This is a genomic window from Mycobacterium sp. 1164966.3 (assembly GCF_001665395.1).
Lineage (GTDB): Bacteria > Actinomycetota > Actinomycetes > Mycobacteriales > Mycobacteriaceae > Mycobacterium.
On record NZ_LZSG01000062.1, the window covers coordinates 272,275 to 286,175 of the forward strand.

Consider the following 13,901-nt stretch of genomic DNA (forward strand, 5'->3'; position numbering starts at 1 on the left):
AGCGTTCTCGGCGTCATCCAGGCTACCGGTGTACGCGACGCCCGGCGGAGGTCCCAAATGCCCCGGGTAGCACACCGCGGTAGGTCGGTATCCCGGCCACCGACTCCGCTGCCAGCACGCCGGCCAGCACCGCGCGGGCCAGGCAGTCGGCCGCGGCGGCGCCTACCGCGGTAACCAGCCCGGTCTCCGGAGACAGCGCGGCCGGAGTATCGGCAGCCGGTGGCACCTCCACCGCGCCGGTCGCCAGCGCGAACACGGCGTCGCCGTCCAGCGGGGTATGCGCCGGTCGGATGGTCCGGGCCAGGCCGTCATGGGCGGCGATCGCGACGCGCCGGCATGCCGCCGGACTCAGGGCGGCGTCCGTGGCAACCACCGCGATCGTGGTGTTGAGGCTGCTCAACGGCGACGGGAACTCGGCGAACGCAGCGATCTGCTCGGCCGGCGGCGCCGTCAGCCCGAACTCGTCGACCAGATCCGCCATCCAGGGCAGGCCGGTGGCCCGGTCGGCGACATCACCCGCGGCGTTCGCGACCACAATTGCGCCGACGGTCACCCCCGAGCCCAGCATCATCGACGCCGTCCCCACACCGCCCTTGAGCACACCGGCCCGCGCGCCCACCCCGGCGCCGACGGTCCCAACGGCAAAGGTCTCACCGGCTGCCTGCGCGGCGGCGTAACCGAACTCGGCCGTCGGACGACAGTCCCACCCGCCGACCGGCAGGTCGAAGATCACCGCACCCGGCACGATGGGCACCACACCCCCACCCATCGCCACGCCACGCTGGTGCTCCTCGAGCCAGCGCATGACGCCGTCGGCTGCCGCCAGACCGTAGGCACTGCCGCCGGCAAGCAGCACCGCGTCGACGAAACGCACCGTGTTGGCCGGGTCCAGCAGATCCGTTTCGCGGGTCCCCGGCGCCCCGCCCCGGCAATCGACCGCGCCGACCGTACCCGGCGGTGTCAGCACGACGGTCGTGCCACAGGCCCAACCCGCACCCAGCGATGCATCTGGGTCCAGCCGCTGGTAGTGACCGACCCGGATACCTCCGACGTCGGTGATGGAGTTCATCGGGGCCCCATCAGCGCCAGCACCAGGTATTCCTGCAAGACGGTCAGCCACTGGTAGACGTCGAGGTGTGCGGCCAGCGGGTGGTCGGCCGGCAGACGCTCGGGCCCTTCCGGTCCGATGTCGAGCAGGACGCCCAGCGTCAGCCGCACGTCGTTTACCGCCGCAATCCACGCGTTCGCGTCTGCCTCGGTCAGCTCCAACCGGCCGCCATCTTCTGGAATTGTGTTCAGCAACTGTTGTGCCGCAACGCGTTTGGCGTCGATGATCTCCGGCTCGTGCAAACTGCGCAGCGCGGCGTTGAGGCTTTCGGAGCTATCGGGCTCCGGCGCGTCCACACCCTCTGGTTTGTGGAAATCCGGCAGCAGCCGGCGCAGCATCGGGTCGGGCGGCGGCTCCGCATTCCCGGTCTTGATACCGGTGATCTCCTGCAGTTCGTCTGACGGCGAAGACGATTCACGCTGCTCGAGCAACTCGATCATCGCGGTCACGAGATTCTTGAGTAACGCCGCCTCGTGTGTGGCCAGGGCAGACCGAAAACGGGGACCGTCGGCGGTCTCGACGCGCTTCCATTTGCGCACAAGGAATCCCGGATGCCCTCGAATCTCACCGGTCCTGCTGCATCGTCGCCCACAAACCCGCGGCATGCAGCTTGGACACGTCGACCTCCATGGACTCCCGGCTGCCCGCAGACACCACAGCCTTGCCTTCGTTGTGCACCTGCAGCATCAACTTGGTGGCATGCGGCTCGCTGTAGCCGAACAACTTCTGGAACACATACGTCACGTAGGTCATCAGGTTGACCGGGTCGTCCCACACGATGGTGACCCAAGGACTGTCCGTGACATCTACCGGTGCCGACTCGCGTTGCCCAGTAGTGCCCGGTTTGGTGGGCGCTGACATAGCAACCATGGCGCCCAGGATACCGAGGCGCCGCCTGCCACGGAGCCAGCCGATACGGTTGCGATGTGAACGAGCCGACCCTGGCTGGGCTGCTGACCGACAAGTACGAGCTGACGATGCTGGCCGCTGCGCTGCGCGACGGCACCGCCCATCGCCGGACCACATTCGAGGTATTCGCCCGTCGCCTGCCCGCCGGCCGCCGGTACGGGGTAGTCGCCGGGACCGGCCGCTTGCTGGAACTCTTGCCGCAGTTCACGTTCGACGACGCGGCGTGTGAGCTGCTGGCGCAGTTCCTCGACCCGGACACCGTGGGCTACCTGCGCGACTTCCGGTTCGGCGGCGATATCGACGGCTACGCCGAGGGCGAGCTGTACTTCCCCGGTTCGCCCGTCCTGTCGGTGCGCGGCAGTTTCGCCGAATGCGTGCTGCTCGAAACGCTCGTGCTATCGATCTTCAACCACGACGCGGCGATCGCATCCGCGGCGGCACGCATGGTCAGCGCCGCGGGGCAACGCCCGCTGATCGAGATGGGATCACGGCGAACCCACGAACGCGCCGCGGTCGCGGCGGCCCGGGCGGCCTACATCGCCGGCTTCACCGCGTCGTCCAACCTGGAGGCCCAGCGGCGCTACGGAATACCCGCCGAGGGCACCGCCGCCCATGCGTTCACCATGCTGCACACCACTGATGACGGCCCGGACGAGCTCGCCGCGTTTCGCGCCCAGGTCGAAGCGCTGGGCAACGGCACCACATTGCTGGTGGACACCTACGACGTCACAACCGGCGTCGCCAATGCAGTGGCGGCAGCCGGTCCCACACTCGGCGCGGTCCGCATCGATTCCGGCGAGCCGGGCGTGCTCTCCCGGCAGGTGCGCGAACAACTCGACGGGCTGGGCGCCAGTGGCACTCGCATCATGGTGTCCGGCGACCTTGACGAGTACTCCATCGCAGCACTGCAAGCCGCGCCGGTGGACAGCTACGGTGTGGGCACGTCGGTGGTCACCGGCTCCGGCGCCCCGGCGGCGAGCATGGTCTACAAGCTGGTCGAGGTCGACGGCATTCCGGTGCAGAAGCGCAGCAGCCAGAAGGAATCCCGCGGCGGCGCCAAGGAAGCGTTGCGGTTGTCGCGTCCGACCGGGACCATCACCGAGGAGATCGTGCATCCGGCGGGGCGTCCGCCCAGCACCGAGGAGCCTTATCGGGTATTGACGACACCGCTGGTGCGCGACGGGCGAGTGGTGGCCGACGCAGACCTGACTGCGGCACGGAAGCTGGCGGCCTCGGGACTGCACAGCCTGCCGTGGGAGGGGCTGAAATTGGGGCCCGGCGAGCCCGCTGTTCCGACGACGACGATCACGGCCTGACTGGACTACGGTCGACGACGTGCGCAAGTCCGCGTCGGTGTCCGAGCTGCTGGCCACTGCGGTGGCCTCGCTCGGTGGCAGCGAGCGGAGCGGTCAACAGCAGATGGCCGCCGCCGTCGCCCAGGCCTTCGATACCGGCGAGCATCTGGTCGTGCAGGCCGGCACCGGCACCGGCAAGTCGCTGGCGTATCTGGTTCCGGCGATCGTGCGCGCCGTCGACGACGGCACGCCGGTGGTGGTGTCGACGGCGACCATCGCGCTGCAGCGCCAATTGGTGGATCGCGATCTGCCCCGGCTGGCCGATTCGCTGGCCGGCGCGCTGCCGCGCCGCCCACAGTTCGCGTTGCTCAAAGGGCGGCGAAACTACCTGTGCCTGAACAAAATTCACGGTGGCGCGGCGGACACCGAAGACGGTCCGCAAGAGGAACTCTTCGACCCGGTGGCGATCTCCGCGTTGGGGCGCGATGTGCAGCGGCTCACCACCTGGGCGTCGACCACCGAGTCCGGCGACCGCGACGACCTCAAACCCGGTGTGAGCGACCGGCCTTGGTCTCAGGTCAGCGTTTCCGCGCGCGAATGCATCGGTGTGGCCCGATGCCCGTTCGGGTCCGAGTGCTTTTCCGAACGGGCGCGTCAGCGCGCCGGCCGGGTCGACGTCGTCGTCACCAACCACGCGCTGCTGGCCATCGATGCCGTTTCGGATTCGGCGGTGCTGCCTGAACACTCGCTGCTTGTGGTCGACGAAGCGCACGAACTGGTAGACCGGGTGACGTCGGTGGCCACCGCGGAGCTGACGTCCGCGACCCTGGGTGCCGCATCGCGGCGGATCACCCGTTTGGTCGGACCCGAACTGATGCAGCGACTGGAGGCGGCGTCGGCCAATTTCGCCGCTGCGATCCACGAGGCGACCCCGGGGCGCATCGACTACCTCGACGAAGAGCTGGCTACATATCTGACCGCGCTGCGTGATGCGGCCAGTGCGGCGAGGTCGGCCATCGATAACACCGGTGACGCGAAGGCAGCGTCGGCGCGCGCGGAAGCCGTTGCGGCACTGAGCGATATCTCGGAGACCGCGTCGCGCATCCTTACGTCGTTCGCCCCCGCAATCCCCGATCGCACCGACGTGGTGTGGCTGGACCAGGAGGACAACCGGGGTGCGCCGCGAGCGGTGTTGCGGGTGGCGCCGCTGGCCGTCGCCGACCTGCTGCGCAATCAGGTATTCGCCCGTTCGACGACCGTGTTGACGTCGGCGACGCTGACGGTCGGCGGTTCCTTCGACGCGATGGCGACCACGTGGGGCCTGACGGACGACCAGCTACCGTGGCGTGGCCTGGACGTCGGCTCGCCTTTCCACCACGCCAAGGCGGGAATCCTCTACATCGCCGCCCATCTCCAGCCGCCGGGCCGCGACGGCACCGGGTCTGCCGAGCAATTGACCGAAATCGCCGAACTCATCTCCGCGGCCGGCGGGCGCACGCTGGGATTGTTCTCGTCGATGCGAGCCGCGCGGGCCGCCGCCGAGGCCATGCGCGAACGACTGTCGACACCGGTGCTGTGTCAGGGCGACGACGGCACCTCGGCGCTGGTCGAGCAATTTACCGCCGACGCGGCGACGTCATTGTTTGGCACACTGTCGCTGTGGCAGGGCGTCGACGTGCCGGGGCCGTCGCTGTCGCTGGTGCTGATCGATCGCATCCCTTTCCCGCGCCCGGACGATCCACTGTTGAGCGCGCGGCAGCGAGCAGTGGCGGCTCGTGGCGGAAATGGTTTCATGGCCGTCGCCGCCAGCCACGCCGCGCTGCTGTTGGCGCAGGGATCCGGCCGGCTCCTGCGCCGCGTCGACGACCGCGGTGTAGTGGCTGTACTCGACTCGCGGATGGTCACCGCACGGTACGGCGATTACTTGCGAGCGTCGCTGCCGCCGTTCTGGCAAACGACGGATGCGACCAAGGTCCGCGCGGCGCTGGAGCGGCTCTGCGGTGCACCCGACAGCCTCTCGGCCTGACGATCTAGATCGGCCTGCGACCCACGACAAAGCGCCAATTTCGCAACAACCCGGTTACTCGCGGCAATCAGGCCAGCGTGACCAGGCCGAGCTCGTTGCTGTCGGAAAGCATCGGATGACACGGCAGCACCCGCACGGTGTAACCGAGGGCCCCGGCCATCGGTAACGGTGTGGTTGTCGAGAAGACCTGGCTGCCTCCCTCAGCCGTTCCGGCGTAAGACATTTCGACGGTGATCGGATCCACCAGCACGTCGCTGGCATCGACCCTGCCCAACACCGCCTGCACGGTGACCTCGTCGGGCGACAGACCGGCCAGCTGCACGGTCGCGGTCAGCGTCAGCTTGGACCCGAGCAGCGGAGTGGTGGGCAGGCCAGTGCTGTCGACGTCGGTGATGTCGATCTTCGGCCATGCGTCCTCCACCCGCCGGCGGTAGGCGGCGAGCTCTCGGGCCGCGGCGAACTCCTCCCCTTTTTCGGCGCCGTCAGCGGCCGCGATCGTGCGGCGCACAGACTGAGCCGCCGGCAGGTAATAGTTCTCGACGTAGTCGCGAACCATGCGGGACGCCAGCACTTTTGGGCCGAGCGTCTGTAGAGTGTGCCGCACCATCTCGATCCACCGGGGCGGCACCCCCTGGTCGTCGCGTTCGTAGAACTTCGGCACCACCGCGTGTTCGAGTAGGTCGTAGAGCGCGCTCGATTCCAGGTCATCACGACGGCTCTCGTCGGCCACCCCATCGGCGGACGGTATCTCCCAACCGTTTTCGCCGTCGTACCATTCGTCCCACCAGCCGTCGCGGATGGACAGGTTCAGCCCGCCGTTGAGCGCGCTTTTCATACCCGAGGTGCCGCAGGCTTCCAACGGCCGCAGCGGATTGTTCAGCCACACGTCGCAACCCCAATACAGCAGCCGGGCCATCGACATGGCGTAGTTGGGCAGGAACGCGATGCGGTGACGCACCTGAGGCCGGTCGGCAAAGCGCACTATCTGCTGGATCAATGCCTTGCCCCCGTCGTCGGCGGGGTGCGACTTCCCGGCCACGATCAGCTGGATCGGCCTTTCGTCGTTGAGCAGCAACCGTTCCAGTCGATCTGGGTCACGCAGCATCAGTGTCAGCCGTTTGTACGTCGGCACCCGCCGGGCGAACCCGACGGTGAGCACACCCGGGTCGAAAGCTGTTGCGATCCAGCCTAATTCGGCCTCCGACGCCCCACGTTCCAGCCAGGACTGGCGCAGCCGTACCCGGACGTCGTCAACGAGTAGTGCGCGCAGCTGCGAGCGGATCCACCACAGGTGAGCGGGGTCGACCTGTTGCAGCCGCAGCCAGACGCCGGGGTCGGAGAACGAGTCCGACCCCGCCAGTTCGCGCCCCAGCTGCAACCACTGCGGGGCCGCCCAGGTCCGGGCATGGACGCCGTTGGTGATCGATCCGATCGGTACCTCGCCGGGATCGAATCCCGCCCACAGCTCACTGAACATGACCCGGCTGACGCGCCCGTGCAGCAGCGACACCCCGTTGGCCCGCTGCGCCAGTCGCAGACCCATGTGGGCCATGTTGAATTTGGTCGGATCGTCTTCGGACCCGAGCGCGATGATCCGGTCCACCGGCACGCCCGGCATTAGCGTGGCCGCCACCCCGTCACGGTCGTCGTCGAAATAGCGCTGCACCAGCTCGAGCGGGAACCGGTCGATGCCGGCGGGAACCGGGGTGTGGGTGGTGAACACGGTGCTGGACCGCACGACCGTCAGCGCAGTGTCGAAGTCCAGTCCCGCACCGGTCATCAGCTCGCGGATGCGCTCCGCGCCGAGGAATCCGGCATGACCCTCGTTCATGTGGAATACCTCGGGCGCCGGCAGCCCTTCCAGCGCGGTGAACGCCCGGATCGCGCGCACCCCACCGACACCGGCCAGGATCTCTTGCAGGATGCGATGTTCCTGATCGCCGCCATACAGTCGATCGGTGACGCTACGCAGGTCATGCTCATTTTCCGGCACGTCCGAATCGAGCAGCAGCAGCGGCACCCGGCCCACCTGCGCGACCCAGATCCGCGCCCGCAGCTGCGCGTCGTCAGGCAACGCCAGCTCGACCAGCACCGGATTACCGCCGGCGTCGGTGAGCAGCCGCAGCGGGAGCCCCTGCGGGTCCAGCGCCGGATAGGTCTCCTGTTGCCACCCGTCCGCGGTCAGCGACTGCCGGAAATATCCGGAGCGGTAGTAGAGACCGACCGCGATCAGCGGCACCCCGAGATCGGACGCGGACTTCAGATGGTCGCCGGCCAGAATGCCAAGTCCGCCAGAGTAATTGGGCAAGACCTCGGCCACGCCGAACTCCATCGAGAAGTATGCGATACCCGTGGGCAATGCCGTGTCTGCCTGTTGCTGGTACCACAACGGCCGGGTCAGGTAGTCGTTCAAGTCCGCGGCCAGCGCGTCGAGCCGTTCGAGGAAGCCCTCGTCGATCGCCAATTCGTCGAGTCGCGCCGGTTTGACCGCGCCCAGCAGCGCCACCGGGTCGTTGCCGCACTGCGTCCACAACTTCGAGTCGATCGTCGCGAACAGGTCCTGCGTCGGCTTGTCCCACGACCAGCGCAGGTTGGTGGACAACTGTTCGAGGGCAGCGAGCCGCTCGGGTAGGTGAGCACGGACCGTAAACCGGCGGAGGGCTTTCACCGTCAACAGCTTACTGAGAATTGACGTGCGCGCAGGACTACTAATCCACCGTTTACCTCGCCGTGTGTGACCTGACACTAGGGTGGGTATCGGGTAGGTATTGGGGCGCAACGAAGCTTCCCGGTGAGTGCAGAGCCCCGACGAGGGGAAATTCCCAGTGACGCCCAACGACAGGCGAACGGAGTGATGGGTGCCCGGTCGTGTCGAGATCGATAACGTCCAGCCCGTCGTCTCGTGTGGCGCATACCCCGCCAAGGCGGTGGTCGGCGAAGTGGTGCCGGTCAGCGCCGCCGTATGGCGGGAAGGTCATGAGGCGGTAGCGGCGACTCTGGTCGTGCGCTACCACGGGCCACGCTATCCACAGGGGGCTGAAGTGCGCCGGATCAAGGCGGTGCAGGCCCCCACGGCAAGCCTCGAGACCACCGCCACCGAGACGCCACGGGTCAAGCCGCTGCTGATTCCCATGGCGATGGGTCAGGAGCCCTACGTGTTTCACGGTCAGTTCACTCCCGACAGGGTCGGGTTATGGACTTTCCGGGTCGACGGGTGGGGTGATCCGATCCACACCTGGCGCCATGGGTTGGTGGCCAAGTTGGAGGCCGGGCAGGGCGAGAAGGAACTGTCCAACGACCTGCTGGTCGGCGCCGCACTATTCGAGCGCGCCGCGACGGGCGTGCCGCGCGCACAGCGCTGGCCGTTGATGGAAGCCGCCACGGCGCTGCGCAAGCCCGGGGACCCGTTGACCCGTTCCGCACTGGCACTCGCCTCCGATGTCGAGGAGATTCTCACCGACTATCCACTGCGTGACCTGGTCACCCGGGGCGAGCAGTTCGGGGTTTGGGTGGACCGTCCGATGGCCCGGTTCGGCTCGTGGTACGAGATGTTCCCCCGTTCGACCGGGGGGCGGGACGCCGACGGCAAGCCGGTGCACGGCACCTTCGCAACCGCCGCCGCGGCGCTGCCGCGCATCGCTGAGATGGGCTTCGACGTGGTGTATCTGCCGCCGATCCACCCCATCGGCAAGGTGCACCGCAAGGGCCGCAACAACAACCCCACCGCCGAGCCCGGCGACGTGGGGTCGCCGTGGGCGATCGGTAGCGATGAGGGCGGCCACGACGCCGTTCACCCGGACCTGGGGACCATCGACGACTTCGACGACTTCGTCGCTGCCGCGCGCGACCTCGGCATGGAGGTGGCCCTGGACCTGGCGCTGCAATGCGCACCCGACCACCCATGGGCCCGCGAACACCGGCAGTGGTTCACCGAGTTGCCGGACGGCACCATTGCTTACGCGGAGAACCCGCCGAAGAAGTACCAGGACATCTATCCGCTCAATTTCGACAACGATCCCGCGGGTCTCTACGACGAAGTCCTGCGCGTGGTCCGGCACTGGGTTGACCACGGCGTCAAGTTCTTTCGCGTCGACAATCCGCACACCAAGCCGCCCGACTTCTGGGCCTGGCTGATCGGTCAGGTGAAATCGGTCGATCCCGATGTGCTCTTCTTGTCTGAAGCCTTCACACCGCCGGCGCGCCAGTACGGGTTGGCCAAGCTTGGATTCACGCAGTCCTACAGCTACTTCACCTGGCGGACGGCCAAATGGGAGCTCACCGAATTCGGCAACGACATCGCCGCACTGGCCGATTACCGGCGGCCGAACCTGTTCGTCAACACCCCCGACATCCTGCACGCCGTGCTACAGCACGACGGCCCGGGCATGTTCGCCATCCGCGCGGTGCTGGCGGCGACCATGAGCCCGGCGTGGGGGATGTACTCCGGGTACGAGCTCTTCGAGCATCGCGCGGTCCGTGAAGGCAGCGAGGAATACCTGGACTCGGAGAAATACGAGCTGCGTCCCCGCGATTTCGCCGGCGCGCTGGCCGAAGGCAGGTCGCTGGAACCTTTCATCAGCAGGCTCAACGCAATTCGACGGCTGCATCCCGCACTGCAGCAAATGCGCACCATCCACTTCCACGGCGTGGACAACGACGCGCTGATGGCTTACAGCAAGTTCGACCCGGCCACCGGCGACTGCGTGCTGGTGGTGGTGACGCTCAACGCGTTCGGGCCCGAAGAAGCAACGCTGTGGTTAGACATGGCGGCGTTGGGTATGGAGCCCTACGACCGGTTCTGGGTGCGCGACGAGATCACCGGCGAGGAATACCAATGGGGACAGGCAAATTACGTTCGCATCGACCCGGGGCGAGCAGTCGCCCACATCATCAACATGCCACTGATACCAGACGAATCCCGAATCACGCTGCTGCGCAGGAGGTGAGGGAACCATGAGCAAAACCCGCCAACTCCCCGGAACGCATCTGGCACCGGACCCCGCCGACCTCGCGCGTCTGGTGACAGGCGCGCACCACAACCCGCATGGCATCCTGGGCGCTCACGAGTACGGCGACCACACCGTCATCCGGGCTTACCGGCCGCACGCGACCGACGTGGTCGCTGTCGTCGGCAACGATCGATTCCCGTTGCAGCACATCGAATCCGGCTTGTTCGCCGTGGCGCTGCCGTTCGTCGATCTGATCGATTACCGACTCGAAGTGCGTTATGGCGACTCCGACGTCTACACGATCGCCGACGCCTACCGCTTCCTGCCCACCCTGGGGGAAATGGACCTGCACCTGTTCGCCGAGGGTCGCCATGAGCGCCTGTGGGAAGTGCTTGGCGCCCACCCACGCTCGTTCAAGACGGCCGACGGTGTGGTCGACGGCGTCTCGTTCGCGGTGTGGGCGCCCAACGCCAAGGGCGTCAGCCTGATCGGCGACTTCAATGGGTGGACCGGCAGCGACGCACCCATGCGGGTGCTGGGCTCGTCCGGGGTTTGGGAACTGTTCTGGCCCGGCTTCCCGGTCGGTGGCCTCTACAAGTTTCGGGTCCACGGCGCCGACGGCGTCGTCACCGACCGGGCCGACCCGTTCGCGTTCGGCACCGAGGTTCCGCCGCAGACCGCGTCGCGGGTGACGTCGAGTGACTACACCTGGGCCGACGACGACTGGATGACACAGCGCGCGCAACGCAATCCGGTGTTCGAGCCGATGAGCACCTATGAGGTCCATCTCGGCTCGTGGCGCCCGGGCCTGAGCTACCGGCAGCTTGCCCGCGAGCTGACGGATTATGTTGTGGAACACCGGTTTACTCATGTGGAGCTGTTGCCGGTCGCCGAGCACCCGTTCGCCGGGTCGTGGGGATACCAGGTGACCTCGTACTATGCGCCGACCTCGCGGTTCGGCACACCGGACGACTTCCGGGCGCTTGTCGACGCGCTGCACCAGGCCGGCATCGGCGTCATCGTGGACTGGGTGCCGGCGCACTTCCCGAAGGACGCCTGGGCGCTGGGCCGCTTCGACGGCACCCCGCTCTACGAGCACTCCGATCCCAAGCGCGGCGAGCAATTGGACTGGGGCACTTACGTTTTCGACTTCGGACGCCCCGAGGTGCGCAACTTCCTGGTGGCCAACGCGTTGTACTGGCTGGAAGAGTTCCACGTCGACGGCCTGCGGGTGGACGCAGTGGCCTCGATGCTCTACCTGGACTACTCGCGTCCTGAGGGCGGCTGGACCCCCAACATCTACGGTGGCCGGGAAAACCTGGAAGCGGTGCAATTCCTGCAGGAGATGAACGCCACCGCCCACAAGGCGGCGCCGGGCATCGTCACCATTGCCGAGGAGTCGACGTCTTGGCCGGGCGTGACACGACCGACCAGCCTTGGTGGCCTTGGCTTTTCGATGAAGTGGAACATGGGCTGGATGCACGACACGCTCAACTACATCGGTCACGATCCGGTGTACCGCAGCTACCATCATCACGAAATGACGTTCTCGATGCTCTACGCATTCAGCGAGAACTATGTGCTGCCGCTCAGTCACGACGAGGTGGTGCACGGCAAGGGCACGCTGTGGGGCCGGATGCCGGGCAACAACCACGCCAAGGCCGCCGGGTTGCGCAGCCTGCTGGCCTACCAGTGGGCGCATCCCGGCAAGCAACTGCTCTTCATGGGACAGGAGTTCGGCCAGCGCGCCGAATGGTCCGAGCAGGGTGGTCTGGACTGGTGGCAGCTCGATGAGCAGGGATTCTCCAACGGCGTTCTACGCCTGGTCCGCGACATCAACGACACCTACCGCCACCACCCCGCATTGTGGAGTCAAGACACCAAGCCTGAAGGCTATTCCTGGATCGATGCCAACGATTCCGCCAACAACGTCCTGAGCTTCCTCCGATATGGCAGTGACGGCTCGGTAATGGCCTGCGTGTTCAATTTCGCGGGTTCTGAGCACAGCGGTTACCGGCTCGGCCTGCCGATTGCCGGCCGCTGGCGTGAAGTGCTCAACACCGACGCGACGCAGTACAACGGTTCTGGGATCGGCAATCTCGGTGGCGTCGACGCCACCGAAGACCCGTGGCACGGCCGGCCGGCGTCGGCGGTGCTGGTGCTACCGCCCACTTCGGCACTGTGGCTGGAGCCAAGTTAGCCCGCGCGAGGGAACGCAAAATCACCTCAAATCAACAGTTTTGAGGTGATTTTGCGTCTGCTCGGCGCACTTTCGCGAGACCATCGATGATCAACTCGAGGCCGAGTGCGAATTCCTCCTCCAGCGGTACGGGCAGATAGTCGGCCACGGCGTGGGTGGCCGGGAAGGTCTGCGGGTCCAGCCCGTGGAAGAGGTGGGAGAGTTCCGCATCGTCGGATTCGTGATCGCCGAGCTGGATTGCAAAGCCCAGCACATAGCGTGCCACGGTCGCATACGCACGCGCGGCGTGCTGCGGGCTAAATCCGTTGTCGAGCATAATCGCTAACAAGCGTTCGCGGTGCGCCATCGCGTTGGCGCCGACCGGCACCTGCTCGATGAGCAGGGGTGCCACGTTGCGGTGGCGCTGTAGTACTTCAAACATTGCGTGAGCGAACGACTCACACGCCTGCTGCCACCTGGTGGCTGCAAACTCTTCGGCGCTGAACTCCACCTCACTGAAAACGCGGTCCACCACATGGGCAATGACCTCGCTCCGGTTGGCGAAGTGGCGATATAGCGTGGCGGTTCCCGACTTCAGCCGCTGCGCAAGCGTCCTCATCGACAACGCGTCCGCGCCTTTCTCATCCACGATCTGTAGCGCCGCGTCAATGATCCGATCCACTGGGATCGGCGGGCGTCCGCGAGAGCGGCGAGCGAGGGCCTCTTCAGCGGTTACCGGTGCTGTGGTCACGCGCCCAGTATGGCGAGTCTTGACAGGCGGCGCAATAACGGTAACGATGTATCCACAATTATTGGGCGCGGGCGCCGACTACCTCCGCTCGGCCACAAATCAGACAGAAGGACGGTTGTTCATGCTCTTACCGCTTGCTACAGAGCCACTTACGGTTCCCACCGACCGCGACATGCTCCCTTCGGAGCGCCGCGAATTCGTGCGGACTCATCGCACGTGTGTCTTCGGCTACCGCCGGAGAAACGACGGGCCGGGCATGTCGGTCGTCTACTACATCCCCACCGCTGACGACGAGCTGCTGGTGTCGACGATGGCCGGACGCGGCAAGGCTCGGGTCATCGCTCGGGACGGCAAGGTCAGCCTGTGCGTCCTCGACGAGCGCTGGCCGTTCGCCTACTTGCAGGTCTATGCCGACGCGGTGATCGAAGAGGACCCCGAACTGGTGGTCGACGTCATGATGGCAGTCGCCGGACGGATGTCGGGCCAGTCGCTTCCCGACGAAGCCCGTCCCTATATCGAGGCCATGCGCGTCCAAGAGAATCGTGTTGTGGTTCGCTGCCGCCCCTACGCGACATTCGGCCAACCACCGCGGCATCTGCACCGTAATGATCAAGAAGAGCGGGTTACCCATTGGCTTTCGAGCACGGTGCCGTGGGACGCCCCGGACCCGGACTGACGTGGCTT

Annotated in this window: 10 protein-coding genes; 5 read left to right on the top strand and 5 right to left on the bottom strand. The window is 66.5% G+C overall.

Going from position 1 to position 13,901, the window contains the following annotated elements; genetic code table 11:
* Positions 1-22: 22 nt before the first annotated feature.
* From A9W99_RS22445 to clpS, 3 genes are read right to left on the bottom strand one after another with little or no spacing between them, the layout of a single operon-like run.
* The gene (locus tag A9W99_RS22445; protein WP_067383418.1) at positions 23-1,069 is read right to left on the bottom strand and encodes a P1 family peptidase; all 1,047 of its coding nucleotides are present in this window, start codon (positions 1,067-1,069) and stop codon (positions 23-25) included.
* Positions 1,066-1,647 carry a DUF2017 domain-containing protein gene (locus tag A9W99_RS22450; protein ID WP_067383421.1) on the bottom strand — a complete coding sequence of 194 codons (582 nt, stop codon included), beginning with the start codon at positions 1,645-1,647 and terminating at the stop codon, positions 1,066-1,068. The genes A9W99_RS22445 and A9W99_RS22450 overlap by 4 nt, the downstream gene beginning before the upstream one ends.
* A 25-nt stretch (positions 1,648-1,672) precedes the next feature.
* Positions 1,673-1,978: an ATP-dependent Clp protease adapter ClpS gene (gene clpS, locus A9W99_RS22455; protein ID WP_067383424.1), complete on the bottom strand. Its 306-nt coding sequence runs from the start codon at positions 1,976-1,978 to the stop codon at positions 1,673-1,675.
* 56 nt (positions 1,979-2,034) lie between these two features.
* Between clpS and A9W99_RS22460 the strand changes: the two genes are divergently transcribed.
* Together A9W99_RS22460 and A9W99_RS22465 are read left to right on the top strand one after the other, a co-directional pair.
* A complete protein-coding gene (locus A9W99_RS22460; protein WP_067383428.1) occupies positions 2,035-3,333 on the top strand; it encodes a nicotinate phosphoribosyltransferase in 1,299 nt (432 codons plus the stop codon).
* A gap of 19 nt (positions 3,334-3,352) precedes the next feature.
* Positions 3,353-5,338 (top strand): ATP-dependent DNA helicase, encoded by a 1,986-nt coding sequence (locus tag A9W99_RS22465; RefSeq protein ID WP_067383431.1) that lies wholly within the window; start codon positions 3,353-3,355, stop codon positions 5,336-5,338.
* 67 nt (positions 5,339-5,405) lie between these two features.
* On the opposite strand, the gene A9W99_RS22470 is transcribed toward A9W99_RS22465, so the two are convergent.
* Positions 5,406-8,006: a glycosyltransferase family 1 protein gene (locus tag A9W99_RS22470; RefSeq protein ID WP_067383434.1), complete on the bottom strand. Its 2,601-nt coding sequence runs from the start codon at positions 8,004-8,006 to the stop codon at positions 5,406-5,408.
* A 190-nt stretch (positions 8,007-8,196) separates the two neighbouring features.
* Between A9W99_RS22470 and A9W99_RS22475 the strand changes: the two genes are divergently transcribed.
* Both A9W99_RS22475 and glgB read left to right on the top strand, forming a co-directional pair.
* A complete protein-coding gene (locus A9W99_RS22475) occupies positions 8,197-10,284 on the top strand; it encodes an alpha-1,4-glucan--maltose-1-phosphate maltosyltransferase (protein WP_067383437.1) in 2,088 nt (695 codons plus the stop codon).
* 7 nt (positions 10,285-10,291) lie between these two features.
* A complete protein-coding gene (gene glgB / locus A9W99_RS22480) occupies positions 10,292-12,487 on the top strand; it encodes a 1,4-alpha-glucan branching protein GlgB (protein ID WP_067383440.1) in 2,196 nt (731 codons plus the stop codon).
* 31 nt (positions 12,488-12,518) lie between these two features.
* Here the strand turns inward: glgB and A9W99_RS22485 are convergent, their stop codons facing one another.
* Entirely contained in the window at positions 12,519-13,148 is a 630-nt protein-coding gene (locus A9W99_RS22485) for a TetR/AcrR family transcriptional regulator (protein WP_082930150.1), read from the bottom strand.
* A gap of 190 nt (positions 13,149-13,338) precedes the next feature.
* Between A9W99_RS22485 and A9W99_RS22490 the strand changes: the two genes are divergently transcribed.
* Positions 13,339-13,893 (top strand): pyridoxamine 5'-phosphate oxidase family protein, encoded by a 555-nt coding sequence (locus A9W99_RS22490; protein WP_067383767.1) that lies wholly within the window; start codon positions 13,339-13,341, stop codon positions 13,891-13,893.
* The last annotated feature ends 8 nt before the right edge of the window (positions 13,894-13,901 follow it).

Coding starts and splice junctions, on each gene's coding strand:
- A9W99_RS22445 (WP_067383418.1), bottom strand. CDS start 1,069: ATGAACTCCATCACCGACGTCGGAGGTATCCGGGTCGGTCACTACCAG.
- clpS (WP_067383424.1), bottom strand. CDS start 1,978: ATGGTTGCTATGTCAGCGCCCACCAAACCGGGCACTACTGGGCAACGC.
- glgB (WP_067383440.1), top strand. CDS start 10,292: ATGAGCAAAACCCGCCAACTCCCCGGAACGCATCTGGCACCGGACCCC.
- A9W99_RS22490 (WP_067383767.1), top strand. CDS start 13,339: ATGCTCTTACCGCTTGCTACAGAGCCACTTACGGTTCCCACCGACCGC.